Raw genomic sequence first — 26,389 nt, forward strand, 5'->3', positions numbered from 1 at the left:
TGGTAAACATCGTCGACGTGAGCGGACACGAAGCGGAATCTGTACCTGTTCTCATCGTGGGCGGATCCCTGGTGGGTCTTTCCACTTCGGTTTTCCTGGGGCGCCTCGGAATCGAGCACATGCTCGTGGAACGGCACGCCGCGACCTCCACGCACCCGCGCGGCCGCGGCAACAACGTGCGCACCATGGAGATTTACCGGACCGCCGGCCTGGAGTCACGTATCCGTGAGGCGGCCCGTGTGCTCTCCGGGAACGACGGCATCCTCCAGGTGGACAGACTCACCGGGACGCAGCGCCGCTGGATCGTCGGGGACATCTCCGGCGGCATGGACATCTCCCGGGTGAGCTCCTCCGACTGGTGTCTGTGCAGCCAGAACGACCTCGAACCCGTGCTGCTGGAGTACGCCCGCGAACAGGGTGCCGACATCCGCTTCAGCTCGGAGCTGCTCTCCTTCGCCGAGCACGCGGACGGGGTACGGGCCCAGATCAGGCGCCGGGACACCGACGAGACGTACACCGTGGACGCCCAGTACGTGGTGGCCGCCGACGGTCCGCGCAGCCCCGTCCGGGGCCACCTGGCGATCGGTCAGTCGGGGCCGGGCGAGCTGTTCCACAACGTCAGCGTGACGTTCCGCAGCAGGACCCTGCAGGACCACGTCGGAGACCGGCGGTTCGTCGTCTGCTACGTCACCGACCCCGCCGGCGAAGGCGCCCTGCTGCCGGTGGACAACAAGGAGCGCTGGGTGATCCACGTGCCCTGGTATCCCGACCGGGGCGAGGAACTGGAGGACTTCACCGACGAGCGCCTTTCGGCACACATCCGCGCGGCCGTCGGCGTGCCCGACATCGACGTCGAGATCACCGGCAAGGCGCCCTGGCACGCCTCGAAGCGGGTCGCCGACAGCTACGGCGCCGGCCGAATCTTCCTGGCCGGCGACTCGGCCCACGAGATGCCGCCCACCGGGGCGTTCGGCTCCAACACCGGCATCCAGGACGCCCACAACCTGGCCTGGAAGCTGGCCGCGGTGCTGCGCGGCTGGGCCTGCACGTCGTTGCTCGACAGCTACGAGCTCGAACGGCGCCCCGTCGCCCTCGCGACCGGCACGCGCGCGTGCGTGCAGGCCGCCGACGAGCAGCACCCGGGCTTCAGCCCCGCAGCCGGACGCAACAACGACCCGGCGGACCTGATGACCGTCGCCCTGTGCTACCGGTACGCGTCCAACGCCGTGGTGGGCGCCCACGCGGAGCAGCCGATCGTGCCCGACGCCTTCCAGCTGGGCGGTGAGCCGGGCAGCCGCGCGCCCCATATGTGGGTCATGCGCGGCGACATGAGGATCTCCACGCTCGATCTGTACGAGCGTTCCTTCGTGCTGCTCGCCGGGTCCGGCGGGCAGAAGTGGCGGACCGCGGTGGAGCGGGCCTCGCTGAACCTGGGCGTGCCCATCGAGGCGTACCTCGTGGGGACCGGACCCGATCACGACCTCGTGCCCGACACGGACGCCGACTGGGCGGAGTTGCACGGCACGGCCGAGGACGGTGCGGTGCTCGTACGGCCCGACGGCTTCGTCGCCTGGCGGGCGGACGCCGCGATGCCGGACGCCGACCGAGTCCTGACGAACGTGATGCAGAGCCTGCTGTGCCGTGACTGAACACCCGCCCCACCCCCGCTCCCCCTTCCGCAGACCCACCCCGAGGACGCTGCCATGACCCTTGCCGGACGCATCGACGTCCATCACCACTTCACCGCCCCGGCCTGGCTGGACTGGGCCGAGGAACGCGGTGTCGTCAACCGCGAGAAGCTGCCCTGGTGGACCCGCTGGGACCTGAACGCGGCGCTGGAGATCATGGACAAGACGGGGATCGGCACCTCCGTCATGACCGTGGCGATGCTGGGCCGGTTCCGTGAGCAGGCCGAGCGCAAGGAGAGCGCCCGGGTCGCCCTGCGGGCCGCGGCCGACGTCGTCGAGGCCGACCCCGCGCGCTTCGCCTTCTTCACCCCCGTCTTCCTCGACGACCTGGAGCTCTCCTCGTGGAGCGTGCGGCACGGTCTGGACGAGCTCGGGGCGATCGGGGTGAGCACCCGCACCAGCGTCAACGGCGTCTTCCTCGGCGACGAGTCGCACGACCGGCTGCTCCAGGAGCTGAACGACCGGTCCGCGGTCATCAGCACGCACCCCATGGAGGTGGCGGTCCCCGGCAAGGACGGCGGCGAGGGGCTGCCCGGGACGCCGCCCTTCGTGTGCGACTTCCTGCTGGACACCACGCGCGCGGCCATCAACCTGATCCGCAACGGCACCCTGGACCGCTATCCGAACCTCAGCTTCATCCTCCCGCACGGCGGGGGCTTCCTCCCCTACATGGCCACCCGGCTCGACCTCTTCGGCGGGCGCATCAACCCGCCGATCGAGCCCGGCCGGGTCCAGGACTACCTGCACCGGTTCTACTTCGACACGGCCGGCCCCATGTCACCCTCGGCCACGCCCACCCTGCTGGCCACGGTCGACCCCGACCGCATCCTCTTCGGCACCGACTGGCCGCCCACCCCCGCGCACGTCATCGTCGACAGCGTGACGCCCGCCCTGGACGGCGACCCGTTCCTCTCGGAGCAGCAGCTCCAGGGCATCAACCGGGAGAACGCGCTGCGGCTGATGCCGGGCCTCGCGCGTTCGTAGAACTCATGGGGTTCGCAAAGGGCCGCCGCCCGCGCTGAGTCTGCGCGGGCGGCGGCCCTTTCCGGTCTGTTCCGGGTTCGGCGGTGTCAGCGTTCCCACTGGTAGAAGCAGCGCGCCATCGCGTCCTTCGGACTCCGCCAGGTCTCCGGGTCGTACGGGCTGACGAAGGCTTCGAGCCGCTTGCTGATGCCGACGAACTCGGGGTGCTGGGCCACCTTGGCGATGGCGGGTCCCGGGTCCTGCTCCGCCTCGATGAAGTGCATGTACACATCGCCGAACTGGAACAGGGAGCGCTTGGTCACCCCGACCAGGTGCGGGAGTTCGCCGCGGTCGGAGTCCGCGAAGACGTCGGCGATGTCCTTGGCCGACTGCGGGGCCATCCTGGCGACGATCAGTCCGTGGTGCATTCGGCCTCCACCCGCTTGCGGATGAGCTCCATCTGGATGGGCGAGTTGCGGTTGATGATCTCCGTCATCCCGGCGTCGTCGACCGGGGCGTCGGGCTTCATCGCGAAGTCCTGCGTCCAGTGCATCCGGGTGCCGCGGGGGGTCTCCTCGTACTCCCACACGATGTTCATGAACTCGAACGGGCCGGTCTCGACCCTGCGGGCACGGACGACGAGCTTCTCGCGGTCGGCGACCCGCTCCGACACCCAGCTCCACACCTTGCCGTTCTCGTCGGGGTGCATGGTCAGGCGGAAGGTCACGGTGTCGCCCTCGCGGGAGAGCACCTCGCAGGAGGCGTACTCGCTGAACAGCTGGGGCCAGCGGTCCAGGTCGTTCGTCATGTCCCAGACGAGGTCGACGGGTGCGGCGATGGTGATCTCGTTCTCGGTGTGTCCGGGCACTTCAGGCTCCTGTCGTGAGGGCGCCGTTGACGAGGTCGAGGAAGGCGCGGGGGCTCTTGCAGCGCTCGGCGTCGGTGGGCAGCGCCCGCCCGTGCCGGTTCTCCAGTTCGCCCACGATGCCGAGCAGGCCGAGCGAGTCCAGTCCGAACTCGCCGAAGGGTGTGTCCACCCGGCGTTCGAGTTCCTGCGGGTCCACGGTCACGCCGGCGGCCTTCTTCATCAGTGCGGCCAGTTCCTCGACGGTCACTTCGGTCACGTCGGTGGTCATGCGGGGTTCTCCTTGTTGTTCCTGTTCGGTTCAGCGGGCCGGTCCGGGGCCACGGCGCAGGACGAGCGCCGCGTTGGAGCCCATGAGTCCCCGGCTGAGGACCAGCGCGGTGCGCAGCTCGGCCGGGCGGGGCCTGGCGGTGACCAGGTCGATGTCGTGGCAGATGTCGAAGACGCCGGGCGTCGGCGGGATCTGCCCGTGCTCCATGGCCTGCACCGCGGCCACGATGTCCAGCAGCGGCGCCCCGCAGTACGACCGTCCGATGCCGGTCTTGGGGGCGGTCACCGGCACGCGGGTGCCGTGCGGGCCGAGGGCGTCGGCGAGGGCGAGCGCCTCCGCGCGGTCCGCCTCGGGGATGCCCATCGCGTCGGCGAAGACCACGTCGATCTCCTCCGGTGCGCAGCCGGCCTCGTCGAGGGCACCGCGGATGGCGTGCGCGAGCCCCTCCCGCGACCGGTCCCAGCGGGAGGCACCGGTGAAGGTGGCGGCGTGTCCGGCCACGGTGGCCCGCACGAACGCGTCCCGGCGCCGGGCCCGTTCCAGGTCCTCCACGACCAGGACGGCACCGCCCTCGGCGGGTACGAAACCGCAGGCCGCCGCGGTGAAGGGGCGGTAGGCGCGGTCCGGGTCGGCCTCGGTGCTGAGCTCGGGATAGCCGAGCTGGCAGACACCCGAGTAGGGGGCGAGCGGCGCCTCGGCGGCCCCGACCACGACCACTTCGGTCCCCCGGTGCACGGCCCGTGCGGCGTGCGCGACGGCGTCCAGGCCACCCGCCTCGTCGCTGGCCACCACCCCGCAGGGGCCCTTGAAGCCCTTGCGTATGGAGATCTGGCCGGTGCTGGCCGCGTAGAACCAGGCGATGGACTGGTACGGCCCGACGAACCGGGATCCCTGTCCCCACAGCTTCTGCAGTTCGCGCTGGCCGAACTCGCCGCCGCCGGACCCGGCCGCGGTGACCACGCCGACGGAGTACGGCGAGTCGGCGGCGCTGCTGCTCAGCCCCGCGTCCTGGAGGGCGGCGTCGGCGGCGGCCAGCGCGAAGTGGGTGAACTTGTCGGTCTGGACGAGGAAGGTCTCCTCGATGAGGGCCGACGGGTCGAATCCGCGGACCTCGCCGGCGACCCGGAGCGGAAGGTGCTCGCAGCCCTCCCGGGTGATCCGGTCCAGTACGCTCGCGCCCTCCTTGACGGACTTCCAGTAGGTGTCCGCGTCCAGTCCGTTGGGCGCGACCACACCGAGGCCGGTGACCGCGGTGTGCCGGGTGCCTCGACCGCTCATCGTCGTCTCCTCCCACTCGGCCCCGTCAGCAGCACCGCGGACTGGAACCCGCCGAAGCCGCTGCCCACGGAGAGCACGTTGTCGAGCCTGCGCGGGCGGGCGGTGCGCGGGACGTAGTCCAGGTCGCACTCGGGGTCCGGGGTCTCGTAGTTCGCCGTCGGCGGGACCACCTGACGGGCCAGCGCGAGCACACAGGCGACGACCTCGATCGCGCCGATCGCGCCGAGCGAGTGGCCCACCATGGACTTGATCGAGCTCATGGGCGTGTCGTAGGCGTGGGCGCCCAGCGACTTCTTGACCGCGGCGGTCTCGTGCCGGTCGTTCTGCCGGGTGCCCGAGCCGTGCGCGTTGACGTAGTCGATCTCCGTGGGGTCGACGCGCGCGTGGTCGAGCGTGTCGTCGATGGCCCGGGCCATCTCCAGGCCCTCACAGGTCAGTCCGGTCATGTGGTAGGCGTTGCCGAAGGTGGCGTAGCCGCCGATCTCGCAGTAGATGTGCGCACCGCGCGCCCGGGCGTGCTCCAGCTCCTCCAGGACGAGTACGGCGGCGCCCTCGCCCATGACGAAGCCGTCGCGCTGTGCGTCGAAGGGTCGGGAGGCGTGCTCCGGGTCGTCGTTGTTGGGGGAGGTGGCCTTGATGGCGTCGAAGCAGGCCATGGTGATCGGGGAGATCGGGGAGTCCGAGGCGCCGGCTATGCAGAGGTCGGCGCGGCCCTCCTCGATGGTGTGGAAGGCGTAGCCCACCGCGTCGAGTCCGGAGGTGCAGCCGGTGGACACGGTCTGTACCGGGCCCTGGGCGCCGAACCGCTCCGCGACGTCCGCGGCCAGTGTGCTGGGCGAGAACGCCCGGTGCAGCTGCGGCTCGGCGGCACGGTGGTCGACGTCCCAGCGCTGTCCGCGTTCGCTGACGAGGACGTAGTCGTGTTCGAGCCGGGTCGTGCCGCCGACGGCGCTGCCCAGCGACACCGCCACCCGCCAGGGGTCCTCGGCGGCGAAGTCGACACCGCTGTCGGCGACGGCCTCCCGGGCGGCGACGAGGGCGAACTGTATGTACCGGTCGGCGCGTTCCACGACGTCGATGTCGAGGCCGTGCGCGAGCGGGTCGAAGTCGCACTCGGCGGCGATCCGGGAGCGCAGGCCCGCGGGGTCGAACAGGGTGATGCCGCGGGTCGCCGTACGGCCGTTGGAGAGCAGGTCCCAGAACGCCGGCACCCCGATCCCGCCCGGGGCGACCACGCCTATACCGGTGACCGCCACCCGCCGGGTCATGACAGCACCCCTGGGCGTTCCGGCTGCGCACCCTCCCCCTGGACGAGCGGGTACGTCTGGACGTCGTCGCTGATCTCGGGGGCCTCGGTGTCGACGTGGCCGAGCTTCGGGTTCGGTGCGAGGGGGCCCAGATGGAAGATCATGCGGGCTTCCTCGTCGCCGACGTTGCGGAAGCGGTGGCGCATGTCGATGGGGATCATGAGGCCCTGGTCGGACCGGAGAGGAAACGTTTCCCCATCCAGGTCGACCTCCAGCCTGCCCTCGACGACGTAGATGAACTCCTCGGAGTACGGGTGATAGTGCTCGCTGATGCGTTCGCCGGGCTGGATGATGGCCAGGCCCATGAAGCCGCTCGTGGCACCCACCGTGACCGGGGTGAGCAGGGTGCGCAGGTCGCCGCCGCGCTTGCGGTTGGGCTCGATCTCGTTCAGGTCCACGACGCGCGGGCGCATCTTGTCCATGGTCTGTCTCCAGGTCGTTCGGTGGGGGCGGGTCGCTGTACGGGGCCCTGGACGGCGGCCGCTGTGCGGTTCGCTGTGCGGTCCGCCGGACCGGCGGTTCGCTCGGCGGGTCCCGGTGCGACTCCCTGTTCGGTCAGGACTGCGCTGCCCTGCGGTCGGTGATCAGTGCCATGTCGGCGTGCGTCAGGAGACGGGTCGCCTCCCGTTCGCCCCTGAGCGGTCCCTCGACGCCGAGCGCGTCGCCGTCGAGCAGCCGGGCCAGCACGGCGGCCTTCCTCGGGCCGTGGATGCCGAGTGCCATGACCGGATCGGTCTCGGGGTCGCCCCGTACGTCGATGAGGCGGACGACGATGTCCTCGCGCTGGAAGACGGTGCTGCGGTGCACGGGCCCTGCCGGGTCGGCCGCGGCGGTCTCGTCCTGCCTCGCGAGGAACCGGGCCAGCGCCATTCCGCAGCCCTCTTTGGCCGGGTAGTAGAGGGCGCGCCGGGTGAGGCCGGCCGGTTCCGGGCCGCCGCGGGTCACGTGGTGGACCGGGGGCATGGCGGCACGGGCGAAGAAGGTCCGGGCGGACTCGGGGTCGGTGAGATCCCGGTGCTGCTCCAGGTGGGGGTTGAGGGCCTCTTCGACGGCCCGGATCTCGGGCTGGCGGGAGACGTGGCGCAGCGCCGTCGTGAGGTCGCCCTCGACCTCCACGGTTCTGACGACCCGGTTGCCGTGCATGAACAGGGTGGTGCGGCGCAGTCGCGTGCTGTCGTCGACGCGGGCCTCTGGTGGGGCGTAGCCGGCGAGGATCTCGGCGACCTTGGACTCGGAGCCGGGTTTGACGGTGAAGGTCAGGGCGTGGCGGATGACCCCGTCGCCGACGCGTACGTTCCTCTGGAGGCCGTCGGTGCGGGGGTGGGCGCCGCCGGTTTGGCCGCCGGTCTCGCGGACGATGCCGTAGCGCAGCGAGCGGATCTCGCGGGCGCAGCGGGTCAGGGGCCGGACGGTCTCGATGTGCTCGTCGCTGTTGACCCAGGCGTGGTACGGCGGGGCGGTGGCCCATTCGCTCGTGATGAGCCACTGGGACGGGTTCTCCAGGGACTGGCACAGTTGGTCACCGAGGTGACCGGGGACGGACGCGACGCGGTCGCGCATCTGCTCGTACGCGTCCAGGAACTGTTGCTCGGCGCCTTCGTGGAGGTCGACCAGCAGAAGGACTCGCATCCTGGAGCCGTCGAACGCCGACTGGGATGTGTAGGGCGAAGTGGTCATCCGGCAGACCCTTCCTTCGCGGGAGCAAGCGGCGGCCGTCCGTGTCCACCAGCGCGAACGCGGGTTTCGGCCCTGAGCCTTCATCGTGGGTCAGGGCCCTGGGGTCCGCGAGCCGCGCGGGCCAATTGAGGGAACTGCGGGGGGGGTGGGTGGGGCATGTGCCGTTGCTGGCGCGTGGGTTGGGGTACGGGGGGGGTGCCTGCGGCGGGGCGTGGCGGCTTGGTGGGGGTGCGCGTGGCGCGGTACAAGGCCCTCCCCAGGCCCTTTCAGCCCGCCCACGGGGGCTACTCCGACCCAGGCACTTCCAACCCCGCCCGGCACTTGAGAACAAGACCAGCCGCAGCCCCCACCCACCCGCAGGGGGCTACGCGCCCCCAGGCACCCCAGCCCGTCCGGCGTTTGAGGACAAGGCCGGAGGCCGATGGGGGTCCAGGGGGCGCAGCCCCCTGGCGGGGTCGAAGGGGCGGAGCCCCTGGGGATGGGACGGGTAGGGGCGGCGGGGGCGAGGAAAGGCCCCGGTCGGGCAAGTCGCCGGGGGGACTTGGTCAGTCGGCCAGGTGGCGTTCCACCGTGGCGACCTTGGACGTGAGTCCGTCCGTCACGCCGGGCCGGATATCGGCCTTGAGGACCAGGGAGACCCGAGGCGCCCGCGCCTCAACCGCGGCCACGGCTCGCTTGACCACGTCCATGACCTCGTCCCACTCACCCTCGACGGAGGTGAACATCGCATCGGTGCGATTGGGCAGACCGGACTCACGAACCACCCGGACGGCGTCGGCGACGTACTCCCCCACGTCCTCGCCGACACCCAGCGGTGTCACGGAGAAGGCGACGATCATGCGTTGACGATCCCTTCCTTACGGGCACGGGTGGCGATGACCGCGTCCTCGGCCTCGCGCTTGAGCCTGCGGTCGGCGAAGAACCCGCCGGTCGGCAGGACGGAGAGGACGAAGTAGAGCGCGGCGGTCTTCAGCGGCCACTTGGCACGGTTCCAGGCGTCCGCCCAGAAGATCACGTACAGGATGAAGAGGACGCCGTGGACCGCCCCCATCACGGGCACCGCGTTGAAGTCCGTGGTCCGCTTCAGCACCGAGCAGACGAGCAGGAGCAGGAACGACACCGCCTCGGGGGCCGAGACGAGGCGGAGGCGGCGGAGGGAGGTGGCGGTCTTGATGTCCACGGGTCACCTTCGGTGGGTTCGGTGGGTTTCGGGTCTTCGGGTCTTCGGGTCTTCGGGGTTTCAGGGATTCGGGGTTTCAGGGATTCAGGGAGAGACGTTCCGTCGTTCGGACGAGCTTGTGAACGCAAGCACAAACGCTCGTCCATTGTGGCAAACACCGGGGCGTGGGTCGGCCTCGGGGTGGCGTCAGGGATGAAGTCCACCCTCAGGATCTGTTGGCGGTGGGCACCGCCGGTTACCTTCGCTGCGTGGCGATGTTCCGACTGCAAGGCAGCAAGGTGCTCGCCGTCGACATGACCGGGGATGCCGTGAAGGCGAAGAACGGCTCGATGGTCGCGTACGACGGGCAGATGGCCTTCAAGAAGATGAGCGGTGGCGGTGAGGGCCTGCGGGGCATGGTGACCCGGCGGCTCACCGGTGAGCAGATGACGGTGATGGAGGTGAAGGGGCACGGGACGTGCTGGTTCGCGGACCGGGCCTCCGAGATCAACCTGGTGAACCTCCAGGGCGACAAGCTGTACGTCGAGTCGAGCAACCTGCTCGCGACCGACGCGGGACTGCGGACCGGCACGTCCTTCACGGGGATGCGGGGCGCCTCACAGGGCAACGGGCTGTTCACGACGACCGTCGAGGGGCACGGGCAGGCGGCGATCATGTCGGACGGGCCAGCTGTGGTGCTGCGGGTCAGTTCGCAGTATCCGCTGACCGTCGATCCTGGGGCCTATGTGGCTCATCAGGGGAATCTGCGGCAGTCCTTCCAGTCCGGTGTGACGTTCCGCACGCTCATGGGGGAAGGCGGCGGCGAGGCCTTCCAGATCCGGTTCGAGGGGGACGGGCTGGTGTACGTACAGCCGAGCGAGCGGAACACGATCGCGGGGGACGTGTGAGATGGGCTTCCGTGAGATCAACTCCAGGATGGTCGAGGCGACCGTCGTGCCGGGGCAGAAGCTGTTCAGCCAGCGGGGCGCCATGCTCGCCTACAAGGGGGACGTCTCCTTCACCCCGAACATGGCCGGCGGCCAGGGCGGGATCATGTCGATGATCGGGCGCCGGGTCGCCAACGAGGACACCCCGCTGATGGCCGTCGAGGGCAGCGGGACCGTGCTTTTCGGGCACGGCGGGCACCACGTCCAGGTGATCAACCTCTCCGGCGACACCCTGTGCGTCGAGGCGGACCGCCTCCTCGCCTTCGAGGGCACCCTCCAGCAGGGCACGATGTTCCTCGGCTCGCAGGGCGGGGTCATGGGCATGGTGCGCGGGCAGATCAGCGGGCAGGGGCTGTTCACGACGACCCTGAAGGGGCACGGGGCCGTGGCCGTCATGGCGCACGGCGGCGTCTTCGAGATCCCGATCACCCCGCAGCGCCCGGTCCATGTGGACCCCCAGGCCTATGTCGCCCACCACGGCGACGTGCGCAACAAGCTGTCGACGGCGCTGGGCTGGCGCGACATGGTGGGCCGGGGCTCCGGTGAGGCCTTCCAGCTGGAGCTCAGCGGAAGCGGTGCGGTGTACGTCCAGGCGTCGGAGGAGAAGCTGTGAGCCCCTACGGAACCCCCGGCGGCTTCGGAACCCCCGCCGGTCCCACGGTCTTCGACCCGGCGACCCTGCCCTGCGACGACAACGTCAACGCCTACACCTTCTGCGTGGAGCTCAAGGGGAGCCAGTGGTTCCTGCAGAAGGGGAAGATGATCGCCTACTACGGCTCGATGGAGTTCAACGGCGTCGGACACGGCCGGCTCGACCGACTTGTCCGTACGTCCTTTCATTCGCCTCTGCACGCGAGCGACTGGGTCGTGGCCGAGGGCTCGGGAAAGATGCTGCTGGCCGACCGGGCCTTCGACGTGAACTCGTACGACCTCGAAGACGGCAACCTGACCATTCGCTCCGGCAACCTGCTCGCTTTTCAGCCAACTCTCGCACTCAAACAATCGATCGTGCCGGGTTTTCTGACACTGATCGGAACCGGAAAGTTCGTGGCCGCATCTAACGGTCCGGTGGTGTTCATGGAACCCCCGATCCGGGTGGACCCGCAGGCGCTCGTCGGCTGGGCCGACTGCCCGTCGCCGTGCCACCACTACGACCATGGCTACATGACCGGCGTGATGGGCGGTCTACGTGCACTGACAGGCCTCGGCGGGGCCTCCGGAGAGGAGCACCAGTTCGAGTTCGTCGGAGCGGGTACGGTCCTGCTCCAGTCGACCGAGACCCTGCTGGCCGAGCAGGCCACGGGGGCTGTTCCGTCGGGGGCCGGAGTACCGGGTGCCGGCGGGACGCACACAAGCCCTTCACAGACGGCCGGTACACAGCGCCTTCCCGGACAGCTCGGAGACCTCCAGCGTCGCTTCGGGCTGTGAGCGGTAGTCTGCGGAGTGTGACATCGAACGTGTGCGCACACAGGGATGTCACAGAAAACCCTCGCTAGTTCGCCTTTCAACTTTTTAGGTAGACTTCATTCATGGAGACCGAGACGGCCACCCACTGGCTGACCGATGCGGAGCAGTGCGCCTGGCGCACCCACCTGGAGGTCAACAGGCTCTTGACGTACCAGCTCGAGAAGGACCTGCAGCCGTTCGGCCTGACAATGAACGACTACGAGATCCTGGTGAACCTCTCCGAGTCGGACGACGTACGGATGCGGATGAGCGACCTCGCGTCCGCCACCCTTCAGTCCAAGAGCCGCCTGTCCCACCAGATCACCCGGATGGAGAACGCGAACCTGGTCCGGCGTGAGAACTGCGAGTCCGACCGCCGCGGGCTCTACGCGGTCCTCACCGAGCACGGCATGGAGACCATGCAGAAGGTCGCGCCGCATCATGTGGCGTCGGTGCGCCGGCACTTCATCGACCTGCTGTCCCCCGACTCCCTGACGGAGCTCGACAAGGCCCTCAAGCCCATCGCCGAGCACCTGCGCGGCCAGCGGGGACGCCCGTGAGCCGGGGCCCCCGGCTCTAGCGAGCCTGCGGCAGGCGGAGTTCGAACAGGGCTCCGCCCGCCGGCGCCCGGCCCACGGTGAGCGTGCCCCCGTGCCGTACGGCGACGTCCCGGGCGATGGCCAGGCCCAGCCCGGCACCGCCGTCGTCACGGCTGCGGGCCTCGTCCAGCCGGACGAACCGCTCGAAGATCCGCTCCCGGTCGGCCTCGGCCACCCCGTCCCCGTCGTCGGCGACGGCCACGACAGCCCACTCCCCCTGCCGTTCGACGGTCACGGTGACCGCCGAGCGTGCGTGCCGTCCGGCGTTGTCCAGCAGGTTGGTGAGCACCCGCCCGACCTGCGCCCGTGACCCGGCCACCGTCACGGCCCCCGCGTCCACCGTCACTCCCGTGCGCCCCTCGGCCTGTTCGCGAGCCAGTGCGCCGAGGTCGAACCGTGTGTCGCCGGGCCGCTCCCCCGCGTCCAGACGGGCGAGCAACAGCAGGTCGGAGGCGAGATCCTGGAGTCGTACGGTGTCCTGCACGGCGCCGTCGAGGTCGAGCAGCTCGGGGTGCGCGGTGCCCACCTCCAGCTGGGTGCGCAGGGACGCGATCGGGCTGCGCAGCTCGTGCGAGGCGTCCGCGACGAACCGGCGCTGGCGTTCCACCGAGGCCTGGAGGGCGGCCAGCGTCTCGTTCGTGGTCAGCGCGAGACGGGCGACCTCGTCGTGGGTGTCCGGCACCGGCACGCGACGGGCGAGGTCCTCGGACGCGGTGATCGCCGCCATCTCGGTGCGGATCCCCTCGACCGGGCGCAGGGCGCGCCGGGTGACCAGCCAGGTGACGCCCGCGACGACGCCGAGCAGCAGCGGGAAGCCGATCAGCATGACCGTCAACGCCGTCCTGACGGCGCTCTGTTCGGCGGAGAGCGGCGCGCCCGCGTACACGGTCAGCTGCCCCCGGCCCTCGACCTCGACATGGACCTCGGCGAAGCGGTAGTCGTCGCTCTCGCCGTCGAGCGTGGCGGTGCCGTTCGTGAAGCTGGTGTGTTCGCTGATCTCGCCCGGTTCGAGGGCTTCGCCGGCCGAGTCGTCGTCGGCGTCGTCGGCGTCGTCGCCGGGGTCCTCACCGCTGTCGGCCGTACCGGGCGAGGTCCGCGGCTGTGGCCGCACCGCCTCGCTGCCCGTGCCGCTGATCCGTTCCAGGTCCTCACTGGCCGCGAGCAGGTTCCCCTGCTCGTCGAGGATTTGGACGGGTTCGTCGTTGTCCACCGACAGCGGTTCGTCCGGACGCTTCAGCGCGATGTCCGTGGCCACGGCCCGTGCGGTGTGCTCCGCCTCCGTGCCGGCCTGCCCGACCAGGTTGGACCGCAGCGACAGCAGTACGGCGGTCCCGGCCGCGACCAGTGCCACGGCGACCACCAGGGTGGCGGCCAGCGTCGCCCGGGACCGGACGGAACCGAACAGAGGGCGCCTCATGGCGATGCCTCCATTCGCTCCAGCCGGTAACCGGCCCCGCGCATCGTCCGGATGAGCCCGGCGCTCAGCTTGCGCCGCAGGGTGCTGACGTACACCTCGACGATGTTCGGATCGCCCTCGTACGCGAAGTCCCAGACGTGCTCCAGGATCTCCGCCTTGGACACCACCTCGCCGGCCCGCACCACGAGTTGCTCCAGGACCGCGAACTCCTTGGCGGTGAGGACCACTTCGGCGTCGCCGAGGAAGACGCGGCGCGCGGCGGTGTCGACCTTCAGATCCCCGTGGACGTGCACGGGCGAGGCGCCGGCACCCTGTCCTCCGCGCCGCAGCAGCGCCTTGACGCGGGCGACCAGGACGACGTACGAGAACGGCTTGGTCAGGTAGTCGTCGGCGCCGGTGTCCAGCCCCTCGGCCTCGTCGTACTCGCCGTCCTTGGCGGTCAGCATCAGGATCGGCACGTCGTGGCCGGCGGCGCGCAGGGCGGCGCAGACGCGGTAGCCGTTCATGCCGGGGAGCATGATGTCGAGGAGCACGAGGTCGTACGACCCCTCCGAGGCCCGGTACAGCCCTTCCCTGCCGTCGTGGACGACGTCGACGGCGTAGCCCTCGGCCGTCAGGCCCTTGGCGAGCGACAGGGCCAGCCGCTTCTCGTCCTCCACGATCAACAGGCGCATGCGTAAAGGTTCGCAAAGCAAAGCTGAAGATCTCTTCAGGGGGCTTCAGGTTCCTCTCAGCGTCGGTTCGGCAGATTGGTCTGCGTCGAAACGAAGTCATACGAAACGACGTAGAACATGACCACCCGGGAGGGAACCCCATGAAGCGCAACATCGTCATCGCCACCGTCGCCGCCGCGGCCCTGATCGGAGGCGGCACCGTCGCGGCCTACGCGGTCGGCGGCGACGAGAGCGCGCCCACGCAGCGGCAGTCGAACGTGCGGGTCGCCGACGACGACCGGGACGACGACGCTCAGGACGCGGCCGAGGACAAGGCGGACGACCGGAACGACGACGACCGTACGGCGGTCACCGGCACCCGCGTCACCGCCGCCGACGCGATCACCGCCGCGCTCGCGCACACGCCGGGCACCGCCGTCTCCGCCGACCTGGACGACGACGGCTCCCACGCCTGGGAGGTGAACGTCGTCAAGGGCGACGGCACCGAGCACGACGTCCGGGTCTCCGCCGACAACGGCAAGGTCCTCGGCGTCCAGCGCGACGACGATGACGACAACGACGGCCGTGAGGACCTCGCCGCGCTGAAGGGCGCGGGCGTCGACGCCGGCGAGGCCGCCCGGGCCGCGTCGGCGAAGGGCACCGTCACCGACGTCGACCTGGACGACGACGGTCCCGCCGCCTGGAACGTGGACACCACGAAGGGCGAGTGGAAGGTCGACCTCAAGACGGGCAAGGTCACCCAGGACCAGGACGACGACTGACGCCGAGCGCCTCACGTCACAGCGTGACCCGAGGGGTACGGGACATCCCGTACCCCTTCTCGCGTCCCGGCGCAGTCCGCGCCACGGCCAGTGCCGTCAGCAGCATCACGCCCCCGGTCACCGCGAAGCACACGCCTACGGACAGCCGCCCGACCAGCACACCGGCCGCCGCGGCACCGGCCGTACTGCCCGCGTTGACGGCCGTGTTGACCCAGGCCCCGGCCTGGACCCGGGCCTCGGGCGCGGCGGTCTCGTCGGCGATGAGATACGCGGTGGTGATCAGCGGCGACACGAAGACACCGGCGACCGCGACCGCCACGGCGAGGGCGCCAAGCCCCTGCGTCAGTGCCGCCGCGCACAGCGCCAGTCCCAGTCCGGCGGCCTGCACGGCCAGCCGTGTCCCGGCGGCGCACCGCCATGCCACCGCCCCGTTGAGCAGCCCGCCGACGGCGCTTCCGGCGGACAGCGCGGCGAGCACCCAGGCGGCGCTGCCCGCGCCGTGGCCGCTTCCCCCGGCGAAGACGACGACCAGCAGATCGAGCACGCCCAGGGCGAGGCCGACGCCCGCGGCGGCGATCACCGGCCGGCCGAGACCCCGCAGTACCCGCCGCCCGGCCGCACCCGGCCCCGCCTCGCGTCCGCCGGCCGGCACCGCGCGCACCACGGGCGACGACACGAACCCGGCCGTCCCCACGACCATCAGCCCCGCCCCGAGGAGCACCCCGGCCGCCGGCGGGGCGAACCCGACGAGGACGCCCACCAGCAGCGGCCCCGAGACGAAGAGCAGTTCCTCCGCGACGGCGTCGAGGCTGTAGGCGCGCTGCGTCAACGCCCGGTCCGGGGCCATCCGCCCCCACACGGCACGCATGGTGGGCCCGAGCGGCGGAGTGCAGGCACCGGCGAGGGCGGTGACGACCCCGAGGGCGAGCGGCGAGGCGACACCCGGCCGCCACGCGAGCGCCGCGAGCAGTCCGAGCAACGCCGAGTGGGCCGCGGCCATCGGCACGAGGGCCCGGCGCGGCCCGTGCCGGTCGATCAGGGCCGCCCGCGCGGGCGACAGGAAGACGCTGGTACCGGAGAACAGCGCCATGACGACGCCGGCCACCGCATACGACCCGGAGGCCCGGGTCACCGCGAGCATCACCGACAGCGGGGCGACACCGTAGGACAGCCTGCCGAGCAGGGCGGCGGCGAAGGTTCGGCGGGCATGGGGGATCCGGAGAACGGCGGCATACGAAGGCCGCGCCACAGATGTGGAAGACACAGGGGGGATTCCTCGACTCAAGGCGGAAAGGGGACGCCGAAGCGCCACGCCGGTCACGACCGAGCGGCCGTGCACCGTACGCGGGCGAGGCGTGCCCTATGCCAAGAGGAGGTACATGCGGGTCAACCTAGCAGCGCAGCACCGGAGTTGACACGAATGTCGACACATCGCGGTGCTGTCGAAGTGCTCAGGTCCGAGTGAGCCCCGCCACCAGTTCGTCCGCCGCCCGGTACGGGTCCAGTTCCCCGGCGACGATCCTCTCCGCCAGCGCACCCAGCCGGCGGTCACCGTGCAGGTCGGCGATCCGCTCCCGCAGGGCCGTGACGGCGATGGCCTCGACCTCGCGGGCGGCGCGGGCACGGCGGCGTTCGGTGAGGACTCCGCGCTCGTCCATCCAGGCCCGGTGCTTCTCCAGGGCCTCCAGGACCTCGTCGACGCCCTCGCCGCGCGCGGCGACCGTCTTGACGATCGGGGGGCGCCAGTCGCCGGGGCCGCGGGACTCGCCGAGGCCGAGCATGTGGTTGAGCTCGCGGGCGGTGGCGTCGGCGCCGTCGCGGTCGGCCTTGTTGACGACGTAGACGTCGCCGATCTCCAGGATGCCCGCCTTCGCCGCCTGGATGCCGTCGCCCATGCCCGGGGCGAGCAGGACCACGCTGGTGTCCGCCTGCGAGGCGATCTCCACCTCCGACTGGCCCACGCCCACGGTCTCGACGAGGATCACGTCACAGCCGGCCGCGTCCAGGACGCGGATCGCCTGCGGGGCCGCCCAGGCGAGACCGCCCAGGTGGCCGCGCGTGGCCATCGAGCGGATGTAGACGCCGGGGTCGGAGGCGTGGTCGGACATCCGGACGCGGTCGCCGAGGAGGGCGCCGCCCGAGAAGGGCGAGGACGGGTCGACGGCCAGGACGCCGACCCGCTTGCCCTGCTTGCGGTACGCCGTCACCAGGGCCGACGTCGAGGTCGACTTGCCGACACCCGGCGAGCCCGTCAGCCCGACCACGTACGCGTTGCCCGTCAGCGGCGCCAGTGCCTCCATGACCTCCCGCAGCTGCGGGGACGCCCCCTCCACCAGGGAGATCAGCCGGGCCACGGCCCGCGGCCGGCCTTCCCTGGCCTGGGCCACCAGGGTGGAGACGTCCTGCATCACAGCTCCGTTCACGAAAGGTCCTACGGGGTCCTGCCAGGAGAACTCAGGCCTTGGGTACCCGCACGATCAGCGCGTCACCCTGGCCGCCGCCGCCGCACAGCGCGGCCGCGCCGACGCCGCCGCCCCGCCGCTTGAGCTCCAGGGCCAGGTGCAGGACGAGCCGCGCACCCGACATACCGATCGGGTGACCCAGGGCGATGGCTCCGCCGTTGACGTTCACCCTTTCCGGGGACACTCCGAGGTCCTTCATTGACTGCACCGCGACGGCGGCGAAGGCCTCGTTGATCTCGATCAGGTCGAGGTCGGAAACCTCCAGGCCCTCCTTCTTCAGGGCGTGGGCGATGGCGTTGGACGGCTGGGACTGAAGGCTGTTGTCCGGGCCCGCCACATTGCCGTGGGCGCCGATCTCGGCGATCCAGTCCAGGCCGAGCTCCTGCGCCTTGGCCTTGCTCATGACGACGACCGCGGCGGCGCCGTCCGAGATCTGGGAGGCCGAACCCGCCGTGATCGTGCCGTCCTTGGCGAACGCCGGACGCAGCTTGCCCAGCGACTCCGCGGTGGTCTCCGCGCGGATGCCCTCGTCCTTGCTGAAGACGACGGGCTCACCCTTGCGCTGCGGGATCTCGATCGGGGTGATCTCGGCCTCGAAGATGCCGTTCTTCTGGGCGGCGGCCGCGCGCTGGTGGGACTGCGCGGCGATCTCGTCCTGCTCGGGACGGCGGATGCCGAGGCGGGTGTTGTGCTTCTCCGTGGACTCGCCCATGGCGATGTTCTCGAAGGAGTCGGTCAGCCCGTCGTGCGCCATCGCGTCGAGCATCTCGATCGCGCCGTACTTGAAGCCCTCGCGGGACTTCGGCAGCAGGTGCGGGGCGTTGGTCATGGACTCCTGGCCGCCCGCGACGATCACGTCGAACTCGCCCGCGCGGATCAGCTGGTCCGCGAGCGCGATGGCGTCGAGGCCGGACAGACACACCTTGTTGACGGTGAGCGCCGGCACGTTCATCGGGATGCCGGCCTTGACCGCGGCCTGGCGCGCCGGGATCTGGCCCGCGCCGGCCTGGAGCACCTGGCCCATGATCACGTACTGCACCTGGTCGCCGCCGATCCCCGCACGGTCGAGGGCGGCCTTGATCGCGAAGCCGCCGAGGTCGGCTCCGGAGAAGGACTTCAGTGAACCGAGCAACCGTCCCATGGGCGTACGCGCGCCCGCGACGATCACAGAGGTAGTTCCAGAAGACATGAGGTGCGATCCCCTTCCAGCTGGACAGCCGAGGAGTGAACGAGGGTTTACTTCGAATGTACTGAGTGGCACTCCGTGCCGTCACCGGGCCGTCGGTGTGATCGCGCGCACGTTGCGTAACCACCTCCGGGGCGCTGCACTGAATTCCATGCTGACGCGAATCGACCACATCGGGATCGCCTGTTTCGACCTCGACAAGACCGTGGAGTTCTACCGGGCCACGTACGGCTTCGAGGTCTTCCACTCCGAGGTCAACGAGGAGCAGGGCGTCCGCGAGGCCATGCTCAAGATCAACGACACCTCCGACGGCGGCGCCTCCTACCTGCAGCTTCTCGAACCCACCCGCCCGGACTCCACCGTGGCGAAGTGGCTCGACAAGAACGGCGAGGGTGTCCACCACATCGCTTTCGGTACGGCGGACGTGGACGGCGACGCCGCCGACATCAAGGACAAGGGCGTACGCGTTCTGTACGAAGAGCCCCGACGCGGCTCCATGGGGTCACGAATCACCTTCCTGCACCCAAAGGATTGCCATGGCGTACTGACAGAACTGGTCACTTCGGCGCCTGTTGAGTCACCTGAGCACTGACCCCCGTACATATGGGCCGGTAGGGTTGGGGGCGGTCGCCGCTCAGTCCAGGGTGACCCGGCCCCTCCGTCAGAGGTGGGACCGTTTCCGGGGTCCGGGTTTCGGGGGACGAGGGTGGGGCAACAGCCCGTGCTCCGCCGTTGATCTGACACCATTCCCCGGGGGCCCCGTTCGGCGGATGGACGGTGCTCGTATGGAGAGACTTGCGACCAGGGGACGGATGGGACCGCGCAGTGCGGGGCTACGAACGCCAGGAGCGAGAGCCGGCGGCTGACGTCGACCACCTCTCTCGGTTCGAGGCCGAGATGGATCGGCTGAAGACCGAGCGGGAAAAGGCGATCCAGCACGCCGAGGACCTCGGCTACCAGGTCGAGGTGCTGCGCGCCAAGCTGCACGAGGCGCGGCGGACCATCATGTCCCGGCCCGCCTTCGACGGCGGCGACATCGGCTACCAGGCCGAGCAGCTGTTGCGGAACGCGCAGGTCCAGGCGGACCAGCTGCGCCAGGAGGCCGAGCGCGAGCTGAGCCAGGCCCGGGCGCAGACCCAGCGCATCCTCCAGGAGCACGCGGAGAACGCCGCACGCCTGCAGGCCGAGCTCCACCAGGAGGCGGTGACCCGCCGCCAGCAGCTGGACCAGGAACTGGCCGAGCGCCGCCAGACCGTCGAGTCACACGTCAACGAGAACGTGGCCTGGGCGGAGCAGCTGCGCGCCCGCAGCGAGCAGCAGGCCCGCCGGCTCCTCGACGAGTCGCGTGCCGAGGCCGAGCAGGCCATGGCTGCCGCGCGTGCCGAGGCCGAGCGGCTCACCAGCGAGGCCCGGCAGCGCCTGACCGGCGCGGCCGAGGAGGCCCGTGCGGAGGCCGAGCAGATCCTGCTCCGGGCCCGTACGGACGCCGAGCGGCTGCTGAACGCCGCCTCCACGCAGGCCCAGGAGGCCACCGACCACGCCGAGCAGCTGCGCAGCTCCACGGCGACCGAGTCGGACGCCGCCCGCCGCCAGGCCACCGAGCTCAGCCGGGCCGCCGAGCAGCGCATGACGGAGGCCGAGGAGGCGCTGCGCAAGGCGCAGTCCGAGGCCGAGAAGCTGATCACCGAGGCCAAGACGGCCGCCGAGAAGACGCTCGCCGGCGCCGAGTCGGCGAACGAACAGCGCACGCGTACGGCGAAGGAGCAGGTCGCCCGCCTGGTCAGCGAGGCCACCAAGGAGGCCGAGAGCACCAAGGCGGACGCCGAGCAGATCGTCGCCGACGCGCGTGCCGAGGCCGAGAAGATCGTCGCCGAGGCCGCCGAGAAGGCCCGCACGATCACCGCCGAGGAGAGCGCGACCCAGCTGTCCAAGGCGGCCAAGACGGCCGAGGACGTCCTCAACAAGGCGCAGCAGGACGCGCAGAACACCACCAAGGCCGCGGCCGAGGAGGCCGAGCGGATCCGCACCGAGGCCGAGGCCGAGGCGGACCGGCTGCGCGCCGAGGCGCACGACATCGCCGAGCAGCTCAAGGGTTCGGCGAAGGACGACACCAAGGAGTACCGCGCCAAGACGGTCGAGCTGCAGGAGGAGGCCCGCCGACTGCGCGGCGAGGCCGAGCAGCTGCGCTCCGAGGCGGTCGCCGAGGGCGAGAAGATCCGCGCGGAGGCCCGCAAGGAGGCCGTCCAGCAGATCGAGGAGGCGGCCAAGACCGCCGAGGAGCTGCTCGCCAAGACCAGGCAGGACGCGGACGAGCTGCGCCAGAAGGCCACGTCGGACAGCGAGAAGGTCCGCACCGAGGCCATCGAGCGGGCGACGACGCTGCGCCGGCAGGCCGAGGAGACCCTTCAGCGCACCCGTCAGGAGGCCGAGCGGCACCGCGAGGAGGTCGTCGAGCAGGCCGAGGGCATCAAGTCCGACGCCGAGCGGGCCGCGCGGGAGCTGCACGAGGAGACCGAGCGGGCCATAGAGGCCCGCCGTACCGAGGCCGCCGAGGAGCTGACGCGGCTCCAGACCGAGGCCGAGCAGCGGCTCACCGCCGCCGAGCAGGCGCTGGCCGACGCCCGCGAGGAGGCCGCGCGCATCCGGCGCGAGGCCGCCGAGGAGACCGACCGGCTGCGCACCGAGTCCGCCGAGCGGATCCGTACGCTCCAGCAGCAGGCCGAGGACGAGGCCGACCGGCTGCGCGACGAGGCCGCGTCGGACGCGTCCGCGTCCCGTGCCGAGGGCGAGGCCATCGCCGTACGCCTCAGGTCGGAGGCCGCGGCCGAGGCCGAGCGGCTGAAGTCGGAGGCGCAGGACACGGCGGACCGCGTTCGCGCGGAGGCGCAGGCCGCCGCCGAGCGGCTCGCCGCCGAGGCGTCCGAGACGCTGGCCGCCGCCCAGGAGGAGGCCGCCCGGCGCCGCCGCGAGGCCGAGGAGACCCTCGGTTCCGCCCGGCAGGAGGCCGACCAGGAGCGCGAGCGGGCCCGCGAGCAGAGCGAGGAGCTGCTGGCCTCCGCCCGCAAGCGGGTGGAGGAGGCACAGGCCGAGGCGGTGCGGCTGGTCGAGGAGGCCGACCGGCGCGCCACCGAGATGGTGTCGGCGGCCGAGCAGCACGCCCAGCAGGTCCGCGACTCCGTGTCCGGGCTGCACGAGCAGGCCCAGGAGGAGATCTCCGGGCTGCGCAGCGCCGCCGAGCACGCGGCGGACCGTGCCCGCCGGGAGGCGCAGGAGGAGGCGGACCGGGTCCGCTCCGACGCCTACGCCGTGCGGGAGCGGGCCAGCGAGGACGCGGGCCGCATCCGGCGCGAGGCGAACGAGGAGTCCGAGGCCGCCAAGTCCCTCGCCGAGCGGACGGTCGGGGAGGCCATCGCGGAGGCGGAGCGGCTGCGTTCGGACGCCGCCGAGCATGCCCAGCGGGTGCGTACGGAGGCGTCGGACGCCATCGCCGAGGCCGACCAGGCCGCGTCGCGCACCCGGGCGGACGCCCGCGAGGACGCCAACCGGATCCGGTCGGACGCGGCGACGCAGGCCGACACCCTCATCACCGAGGCGCGTTCGGAGGCGGAGCGGCTCCAGTCGGAGACGATCGCGGAGGCCGACCGGGTGCGCACCGACGCGCTCGCCAAGGCCGAGAAACTGGTCGGGGACGCCACGTCGGAGGCGGAGCGGCTGCGTGCCGAGGCCGCGCAGACGGTGGGGTCGGCCCAGCAGCACGCCGAGCGGGTCCGCGGCGACTCCGAGCGCGTCAGGGCCGAGGCGGCCGCGGAGGCGGAGCGGCTGGTCAACGCGGCGCGCGAGGAGGCCGAGCGCACCCTCGAAGAGGCCCGCAAGGACGCCGGCAAGCGGCGTCAGGACGCGGCCGAGCAGGTCGACAAGCTCATCACGGAGACCACGGCCGAGGCGGACAAGCTGCTGACCGAGGCGCAGGCGCAGGCGCACAAGACGACCGCGGACGCCGAGGCGCAGGCCGACACCATGGTGGGCGCGGCCCGCAAGGAGGCCGACCGGCTGGTCTCCGAGGCGACGGTCGAGGGCAACTCGATGGTGGAGAAGGCCCGTACGGACGCGGACGAGCTGCTCGTCGGCGCCCGCCGGGACGCCACCTCGATCAGGGAGCGCGCGGAGGAGCTGCGCGACCGCATCACGACCGAGATCGAGGAGCTGCACGAGCGGGCCCGCCGTGAGTCGGCCGAGACGATGAAGTCGGCCGGCGACCGCTGCGACGCGCTCATCAAGGCCGCCGAGGAGCAGTTGGCCAAGGCCCAGGCGAAGGCGAAGGAGCTGGTCTCGGAGGCGAACTCCGAGGCGGGCAAGGTCCGTATCGCCGCCGTGAAGAAGGCCGAGGGGCTGCTGAAGGAGGCCGAGCAGAAGCGGTCGACGCTGATCCGGGAGGCCGAGGAGCTCAAGGCCGAGGCGATCCGCGAGGCCCGGCGCACGGTCGAGGAGGGCAAGCGCGAACTGGAGGTCCTGGTCCGGCGCCGCGAGGACATCAACGCCGAGATCTCCCGTGTCCAGGACGTCCTGGAGGCGTTGGAGTCCTTCGAGACGCCGTCCGCCGCGAAGGACGGCGGGGTCAAGGCGGGTGCGACGGTGGGAGCACCTCGATCGGGTGGCAAGTCGTCAGACGGCTAGCGAAGCGAGCGCGTTCGGGTGTCTCCTGGGGCCTTTGACCAAGTTTTTGGCAAGCCGTCCGACGGTTAGCCACTCAAAAGGGGTCTCATTCTCCAGATCAAACACGTATCCGCTCGATGACACACCGCTTCGGCCCCTAGGATTCCACTTATCACCTCACCGGTCTCATTCGACAGGAACCCCATGAGCGACACTTCCCCCTACGGCTTCGAGCTTGTGCGGCGTGGGTACGACCGCGCTCAGGTGGACGAACGGATCTCCAAGCTCGTCTCCGACCGTGACAGCGCTCTCGCCCGCATCACCGCTCTGGAAAAGCGCATCGAGGAGCTCCACCTCGAGACGCAGAACGCCCAGGCTCAGGTAACCGACGCAGAGCCGTCGTACGCCGGTCTCGGCGCGCGTGTCGAGAAGATCCTCCGCCTCGCCGAGGAAGAGGCCAAGGATCTGCGCGAGGAGGCACGTCGCGCGGCCGAGCAGCACCGCGAGCTCGCGGAGTCGGCGGCCCAGCAGGTCCGCAACGACGCAGAATCGTTCGCTGCGGAGCGCAAGGCCAAGGCCGAGGACGAAGGCGTCCGGATCGTCGAGAAGGCCAAGAGCGACGCGTCCCAGCTGCGCTCCGAGGCGCAGAAGGACGCGCAGTCCAAGCGCGAGGAGGCCGACGCCCTCTTCGAGGAGACCCGTGCGAAGGCCGCGCAGGCCGCCGCCGACTTCGAGACGAACCTCGCCAAGCGCCGCGAGCAGTCGGAGCGCGACCTGGCGTCCCGTCAGCAGAAGGCGGAGAAGCGTCTCGCGGAGATCGAGCACCGCGCGGAGCAGCTGCGGCTGGAGGCGGAGAAGCTGCGCACCGACGCCGAGCGCCGGGCCCGCCAGACGGTGGAGACCGCCCAGCGTCAGGCCGAGGACATCGTGGCGGACGCCAATGCCAAGGCCGACCGCATCCGTTCGGAATCCGAGCGCGAGCTCGCGGCGCTCACCAACCGCCGCGACAGCATCAACGCTCAGCTGACGAACGTCCGCGAGATGCTGGCGACGCTCACGGGCGCCGCGGTGGCCGCCGCCGGCACCCCGGCCGAGGACGAGCCGATCACCCGTGGGGTTCCCGCCCAGCAGACCCGGTAACGATCCGGCGCACGTCTGCTGAATTTTGGCAAAGCCCTCTGCCACTGGGGTGGCAGAGGGCTTTGTCCCGTTTTAGCGTGGGCGGCATGATCGAGCTCGAGGGGCTGACCAAGCGGTACGGCGAGAAGGTGGCGGTCAACAACCTCACCTTCACCGTCAGACCGGGCATCGTCACCGGTTTTCTCGGCCCCAACGGCGCCGGGAAGTCCACGACGATGCGGATGATCCTCGGCCTCGACCATCCGACCGCCGGTCAGGTCCGTATCGACGGCAAGCGCTACGACCAGCTCAAGGACCCGCTCACCTATATCGGCGCGCTGCTGGAGGCCAAGGCCTGGCACGGCGGGCGCAGTGCGTTCAACCATCTGCTGTGTCTCGCGCAGAGCAACGGCATCGCGACGAGGCGGGTGCGCGAGGTGCTGGAGACGGTCGGGCTGACGGCGGTCGCGAAGAAGAAGACCAAGGGCTTCTCGATGGGCATGGGCCAGCGGCTCGGCATCGCGGGCGCGCTGCTCGGCGATCCACGGATCCTGATGTTCGACGAGCCGGTCAACGGGCTCGACCCCGAGGGCATCCACTGGATCCGGAACCTGATGAAATCGCTGGCCGCGCAGGGGCGGACGGTGTTCGTCTCCTCCCATCTGATGAGCGAGATGGCCCTGACCGCCGACCACCTGGTGGTCATCGGACAGGGGCGGCTGCTCGCAGACACGTCCATGGCCGACTTCATCGAGCGGAACTCTCGGTCGTACGTCCGGATCCGCACCCCGCAGCGGGAGCTTCTGCTGGACGTCCTGCACACGACCGGGATCACGGCGGTGGAGGCCGGGGACGAGGCGCTGGAGGTGGACGGCAGCAAGGCCGAGCAGATCGGTGAGCTGGCGGCGCGGCACGGTGTGGTGCTGCACGAACTGAGCCCGCAGCAGGCCTCGCTGGAGGAGGCGTTCATGCAGCTGACGGCGGAGTCGGTGGAGTACCACGCGCACGCCGACGCCCTGCCCAGCGAACAGCAGGAGCTGCGGCGACAGCAACAGCAGTGGGGCAGCGAATGGAGGAGGAGCTGAGCATGGCAGCCACCCAGGTCGTCCGCTCCGAATGGACCAAGATCCGGTCCGTGGCCTCCACCGTGTGGACGCTGTCCCTCGCCGTGGTGGTCACCATCGCCCTCGGGATGCTGATCTCGGCCCTGTCGAACAACGAGTTCGACAACATGAGCGAACGGGACAGGCTCTCCTTCGACCCGACGTTCATCAGCTTCGCCGGGATGAGCCTCGGTCAGCTCGCGCTGATCGTATTCGGGGTGCTCGTCGTCTCGAACGAGTACAGCACCGGCATGATCCGCACCTCCCTGGCCGCCGTGCCGCGGCGCGGGACGTTCCTGGCCAGCAAGATCGCGGTGGCGACCGGCCTCGCGCTCGTCGTCGGCCTGGCCACCAGCTTCGTCACCTTCTTCCTGGGGCAGGCGATGCTCGGCGACCACCGGGCGGAGATCGGCGACCCCGGGGTGCTGCGGGCGGTGATCGGCGGCGGGCTCTACATGACCCTCATCGCGATGTTCTCGATGGGCGTCGCCGCGATGCTGCGCTCGCCGATGCTGTCGCTGGGCATCCTGATGCCGTTCTTCTTCCTGGTCTCCAACATCCTCGGCAACGTCTCGGCGACCGAGAAGATCGGCCGTTATCTGCCCGACCAGGCCGGCAGCCGGATCATGCAGGTGGTCACCCCGATCGACGACGACAAGCCGTACGGCCCGTGGGGCGGCCTCGGGATCATGGTGCTGTGGGTGATCGCGGCGCTCCTCGGGGGTTACCTCACGCTCAAGAAGCGGGACGCCTAGCGGGGCCTGGGGACAGGGGCGCGGGGCCGCTGGAGAGCCGTCGGCGCGCGAAGTTTTAC

The 26,389-nt window shown here is 70.8% G+C and carries 26 protein-coding genes; 12 read left to right on the forward strand and 14 right to left on the reverse strand.

From position 1 onward, the window contains the following. Positions 1-17 precede the first annotated feature (17 nt). Together AQJ67_RS09425 and AQJ67_RS09430 are read left to right on the forward strand one after the other, a co-directional pair. The gene (locus AQJ67_RS09425; protein ID WP_062718474.1) at positions 18-1,649 is read left to right on the forward strand and encodes an FAD-dependent oxidoreductase; all 1,632 of its coding nucleotides are present in this window, start codon (positions 18-20) and stop codon (positions 1,647-1,649) included. A 54-nt stretch (positions 1,650-1,703) separates the two neighbouring features. Then, entirely contained in the window at positions 1,704-2,672 is a 969-nt protein-coding gene (locus AQJ67_RS09430; protein WP_062717642.1) for an amidohydrolase family protein, read from the forward strand. A gap of 86 nt (positions 2,673-2,758) precedes the next feature. Here AQJ67_RS09430 and AQJ67_RS09435 read toward each other — a convergent pair whose 3' ends face one another. From AQJ67_RS09435 to AQJ67_RS09475, 9 genes are all read right to left on the reverse strand, one after another. Further along, positions 2,759-3,079, reverse strand: coding sequence for a TcmI family type II polyketide cyclase (locus tag AQJ67_RS09435; RefSeq protein WP_062717643.1), 321 nt, complete (start codon positions 3,077-3,079; stop codon positions 2,759-2,761). Then, positions 3,064-3,519 (reverse strand): SRPBCC family protein, encoded by a 456-nt coding sequence (locus tag AQJ67_RS09440; protein ID WP_062717644.1) that lies wholly within the window; start codon positions 3,517-3,519, stop codon positions 3,064-3,066. Before AQJ67_RS09440 ends, AQJ67_RS09435 begins: the two co-directional genes overlap by 16 nt. A gap of 1 nt (position 3,520) precedes the next feature. Next, a complete protein-coding gene (locus AQJ67_RS09445) occupies positions 3,521-3,787 on the reverse strand; it encodes an acyl carrier protein (protein ID WP_062717645.1) in 267 nt (88 codons plus the stop codon). Between the two features lie 30 nt (positions 3,788-3,817). Next, positions 3,818-5,065 (reverse strand): ketosynthase chain-length factor, encoded by a 1,248-nt coding sequence (locus AQJ67_RS09450; RefSeq protein WP_062717646.1) that lies wholly within the window; start codon positions 5,063-5,065, stop codon positions 3,818-3,820. After that, the gene (locus AQJ67_RS09455) at positions 5,062-6,333 is read right to left on the reverse strand and encodes a beta-ketoacyl-[acyl-carrier-protein] synthase family protein (protein WP_062717647.1); all 1,272 of its coding nucleotides are present in this window, start codon (positions 6,331-6,333) and stop codon (positions 5,062-5,064) included. The genes AQJ67_RS09450 and AQJ67_RS09455 overlap by 4 nt, the downstream gene beginning before the upstream one ends. After that, positions 6,330-6,794: a cupin domain-containing protein gene (locus AQJ67_RS09460; protein ID WP_062717648.1), complete on the reverse strand. Its 465-nt coding sequence runs from the start codon at positions 6,792-6,794 to the stop codon at positions 6,330-6,332. The genes AQJ67_RS09455 and AQJ67_RS09460 overlap by 4 nt, the downstream gene beginning before the upstream one ends. Positions 6,795-6,927: 133 nt before the next feature. Continuing rightward, positions 6,928-8,049, reverse strand: a complete 1,122-nt coding sequence (locus AQJ67_RS09465) for a SchA/CurD-like domain-containing protein (RefSeq protein ID WP_062717649.1) — start codon at positions 8,047-8,049, stop codon at positions 6,928-6,930. A gap of 545 nt (positions 8,050-8,594) precedes the next feature. Then, positions 8,595-8,888 carry an MTH1187 family thiamine-binding protein gene (locus AQJ67_RS09470; RefSeq protein ID WP_062717650.1) on the reverse strand — a complete coding sequence of 98 codons (294 nt, stop codon included), beginning with the start codon at positions 8,886-8,888 and terminating at the stop codon, positions 8,595-8,597. After that, complete coding sequence (locus AQJ67_RS09475; RefSeq protein WP_062717651.1) at positions 8,885-9,229, reverse strand: DUF3817 domain-containing protein; 345 nt, start codon at positions 9,227-9,229, stop codon at positions 8,885-8,887. Before AQJ67_RS09475 ends, AQJ67_RS09470 begins: the two co-directional genes overlap by 4 nt. A gap of 254 nt (positions 9,230-9,483) precedes the next feature. Between AQJ67_RS09475 and AQJ67_RS09480 the strand changes: the two genes are divergently transcribed. From AQJ67_RS09480 to AQJ67_RS09495, 4 genes are all read left to right on the forward strand, one after another. Further along, complete coding sequence (locus AQJ67_RS09480) at positions 9,484-10,116, forward strand: AIM24 family protein (protein WP_062718476.1); 633 nt, start codon at positions 9,484-9,486, stop codon at positions 10,114-10,116. A 1-nt stretch (position 10,117) separates the two neighbouring features. Continuing rightward, complete coding sequence (locus tag AQJ67_RS09485) at positions 10,118-10,768, forward strand: AIM24 family protein (RefSeq protein WP_062717652.1); 651 nt, start codon at positions 10,118-10,120, stop codon at positions 10,766-10,768. After that, positions 10,765-11,583, forward strand: a complete 819-nt coding sequence (locus tag AQJ67_RS09490) for an AIM24 family protein (RefSeq protein ID WP_062717653.1) — start codon at positions 10,765-10,767, stop codon at positions 11,581-11,583. The genes AQJ67_RS09485 and AQJ67_RS09490 overlap by 4 nt, the downstream gene beginning before the upstream one ends. 101 nt (positions 11,584-11,684) lie before the next feature. Next, the gene (locus tag AQJ67_RS09495) at positions 11,685-12,161 is read left to right on the forward strand and encodes a MarR family winged helix-turn-helix transcriptional regulator (RefSeq protein WP_062717654.1); all 477 of its coding nucleotides are present in this window, start codon (positions 11,685-11,687) and stop codon (positions 12,159-12,161) included. A 16-nt stretch (positions 12,162-12,177) separates the two neighbouring features. On the opposite strand, the gene AQJ67_RS09500 is transcribed toward AQJ67_RS09495, so the two are convergent. Together AQJ67_RS09500 and AQJ67_RS09505 are read right to left on the reverse strand one after the other, a co-directional pair. Beyond that, on the reverse strand, positions 12,178-13,617 hold the full coding sequence (locus AQJ67_RS09500) for a sensor histidine kinase (protein ID WP_062717655.1): 1,440 nt from the start codon (positions 13,615-13,617) through the stop codon (positions 12,178-12,180). Then, a complete protein-coding gene (locus tag AQJ67_RS09505; RefSeq protein ID WP_062717656.1) occupies positions 13,614-14,291 on the reverse strand; it encodes a response regulator transcription factor in 678 nt (225 codons plus the stop codon). The genes AQJ67_RS09500 and AQJ67_RS09505 overlap by 4 nt, the downstream gene beginning before the upstream one ends. A gap of 140 nt (positions 14,292-14,431) precedes the next feature. Between AQJ67_RS09505 and AQJ67_RS09510 the strand changes: the two genes are divergently transcribed. Further along, positions 14,432-15,052: a PepSY domain-containing protein gene (locus AQJ67_RS09510; RefSeq protein ID WP_062717657.1), complete on the forward strand. Its 621-nt coding sequence runs from the start codon at positions 14,432-14,434 to the stop codon at positions 15,050-15,052. Between the two features lie 16 nt (positions 15,053-15,068). Here the strand turns inward: AQJ67_RS09510 and AQJ67_RS09515 are convergent, their stop codons facing one another. The 3 genes from AQJ67_RS09515 to AQJ67_RS09525 form a co-directional block, all read right to left on the reverse strand. Then, positions 15,069-16,316 (reverse strand): MFS transporter, encoded by a 1,248-nt coding sequence (locus AQJ67_RS09515; RefSeq protein WP_062717658.1) that lies wholly within the window; start codon positions 16,314-16,316, stop codon positions 15,069-15,071. 187 nt (positions 16,317-16,503) lie between these two features. After that, complete coding sequence (gene meaB / locus AQJ67_RS09520) at positions 16,504-17,460, reverse strand: methylmalonyl Co-A mutase-associated GTPase MeaB (RefSeq protein ID WP_062717659.1); 957 nt, start codon at positions 17,458-17,460, stop codon at positions 16,504-16,506. Positions 17,461-17,506: 46 nt separating this feature from the next. After that, a complete protein-coding gene (locus AQJ67_RS09525) occupies positions 17,507-18,703 on the reverse strand; it encodes an acetyl-CoA C-acetyltransferase (protein ID WP_062717660.1) in 1,197 nt (398 codons plus the stop codon). A 148-nt stretch (positions 18,704-18,851) separates the two neighbouring features. On the opposite strand from AQJ67_RS09525, the gene mce reads away from it, so the two are divergent. The 5 genes from mce to AQJ67_RS09550 all read left to right on the forward strand — a co-directional run bounded on the left by mce (position 18,852) and on the right by AQJ67_RS09550 (position 26,330). Further along, entirely contained in the window at positions 18,852-19,292 is a 441-nt protein-coding gene (gene mce / locus AQJ67_RS09530) for a methylmalonyl-CoA epimerase (protein ID WP_048582912.1), read from the forward strand. Positions 19,293-19,525: 233 nt separating this feature from the next. After that, the gene (scy, locus tag AQJ67_RS09535; protein WP_062717661.1) at positions 19,526-23,374 is read left to right on the forward strand and encodes a polarized growth protein Scy; all 3,849 of its coding nucleotides are present in this window, start codon (positions 19,526-19,528) and stop codon (positions 23,372-23,374) included. Positions 23,375-23,557: 183 nt separating this feature from the next. Beyond that, positions 23,558-24,493, forward strand: coding sequence for a coiled-coil domain-containing protein (locus tag AQJ67_RS09540; protein ID WP_062717662.1), 936 nt, complete (start codon positions 23,558-23,560; stop codon positions 24,491-24,493). 86 nt (positions 24,494-24,579) lie between these two features. After that, positions 24,580-25,557 carry an ABC transporter ATP-binding protein gene (locus AQJ67_RS09545; protein ID WP_062717663.1) on the forward strand — a complete coding sequence of 326 codons (978 nt, stop codon included), beginning with the start codon at positions 24,580-24,582 and terminating at the stop codon, positions 25,555-25,557. A gap of 2 nt (positions 25,558-25,559) precedes the next feature. Continuing rightward, complete coding sequence (locus tag AQJ67_RS09550; RefSeq protein WP_062718478.1) at positions 25,560-26,330, forward strand: ABC transporter permease; 771 nt, start codon at positions 25,560-25,562, stop codon at positions 26,328-26,330. Positions 26,331-26,389 lie beyond the last annotated feature (59 nt).

Origin of the sequence: Streptomyces caeruleatus, from assembly GCF_001514235.1 — a bacterium.
GTDB lineage: Bacteria > Actinomycetota > Actinomycetes > Streptomycetales > Streptomycetaceae > Streptomyces > Streptomyces caeruleatus.

Excerpts from the sequence above, each read along its gene's own strand:
- AQJ67_RS09430 (WP_062717642.1), top strand. The coding sequence starts at position 1,704 with ATGACCCTTGCCGGACGCATCGACGTCCATCACCACTTCACCGCCCCG.
- AQJ67_RS09435 (WP_062717643.1), bottom strand. The coding sequence starts at position 3,079 with ATGCACCACGGACTGATCGTCGCCAGGATGGCCCCGCAGTCGGCCAAG.
- AQJ67_RS09445 (WP_062717645.1), bottom strand. The coding sequence starts at position 3,787 with ATGACCACCGACGTGACCGAAGTGACCGTCGAGGAACTGGCCGCACTG.
- AQJ67_RS09450 (WP_062717646.1), bottom strand. The coding sequence starts at position 5,065 with ATGAGCGGTCGAGGCACCCGGCACACCGCGGTCACCGGCCTCGGTGTG.
- AQJ67_RS09455 (WP_062717647.1), bottom strand. The coding sequence starts at position 6,333 with ATGACCCGGCGGGTGGCGGTCACCGGTATAGGCGTGGTCGCCCCGGGC.
- AQJ67_RS09460 (WP_062717648.1), bottom strand. The coding sequence starts at position 6,794 with ATGGACAAGATGCGCCCGCGCGTCGTGGACCTGAACGAGATCGAGCCC.
- AQJ67_RS09465 (WP_062717649.1), bottom strand. The coding sequence starts at position 8,049 with ATGACCACTTCGCCCTACACATCCCAGTCGGCGTTCGACGGCTCCAGG.
- AQJ67_RS09470 (WP_062717650.1), bottom strand. The coding sequence starts at position 8,888 with ATGATCGTCGCCTTCTCCGTGACACCGCTGGGTGTCGGCGAGGACGTG.
- AQJ67_RS09480 (WP_062718476.1), top strand. The coding sequence starts at position 9,484 with ATGTTCCGACTGCAAGGCAGCAAGGTGCTCGCCGTCGACATGACCGGG.
- AQJ67_RS09485 (WP_062717652.1), top strand. The coding sequence starts at position 10,118 with ATGGGCTTCCGTGAGATCAACTCCAGGATGGTCGAGGCGACCGTCGTG.
- AQJ67_RS09495 (WP_062717654.1), top strand. The coding sequence starts at position 11,685 with ATGGAGACCGAGACGGCCACCCACTGGCTGACCGATGCGGAGCAGTGC.
- AQJ67_RS09500 (WP_062717655.1), bottom strand. The coding sequence starts at position 13,617 with ATGAGGCGCCCTCTGTTCGGTTCCGTCCGGTCCCGGGCGACGCTGGCC.
- AQJ67_RS09505 (WP_062717656.1), bottom strand. The coding sequence starts at position 14,291 with ATGCGCCTGTTGATCGTGGAGGACGAGAAGCGGCTGGCCCTGTCGCTC.
- AQJ67_RS09510 (WP_062717657.1), top strand. The coding sequence starts at position 14,432 with ATGAAGCGCAACATCGTCATCGCCACCGTCGCCGCCGCGGCCCTGATC.
- meaB (WP_062717659.1), bottom strand. The coding sequence starts at position 17,460 with ATGCAGGACGTCTCCACCCTGGTGGCCCAGGCCAGGGAAGGCCGGCCG.
- AQJ67_RS09525 (WP_062717660.1), bottom strand. The coding sequence starts at position 18,703 with ATGTCTTCTGGAACTACCTCTGTGATCGTCGCGGGCGCGCGTACGCCC.
- mce (WP_048582912.1), top strand. The coding sequence starts at position 18,852 with ATGCTGACGCGAATCGACCACATCGGGATCGCCTGTTTCGACCTCGAC.
- AQJ67_RS09540 (WP_062717662.1), top strand. The coding sequence starts at position 23,558 with ATGAGCGACACTTCCCCCTACGGCTTCGAGCTTGTGCGGCGTGGGTAC.
- AQJ67_RS09545 (WP_062717663.1), top strand. The coding sequence starts at position 24,580 with ATGATCGAGCTCGAGGGGCTGACCAAGCGGTACGGCGAGAAGGTGGCG.
- AQJ67_RS09550 (WP_062718478.1), top strand. The coding sequence starts at position 25,560 with ATGGCAGCCACCCAGGTCGTCCGCTCCGAATGGACCAAGATCCGGTCC.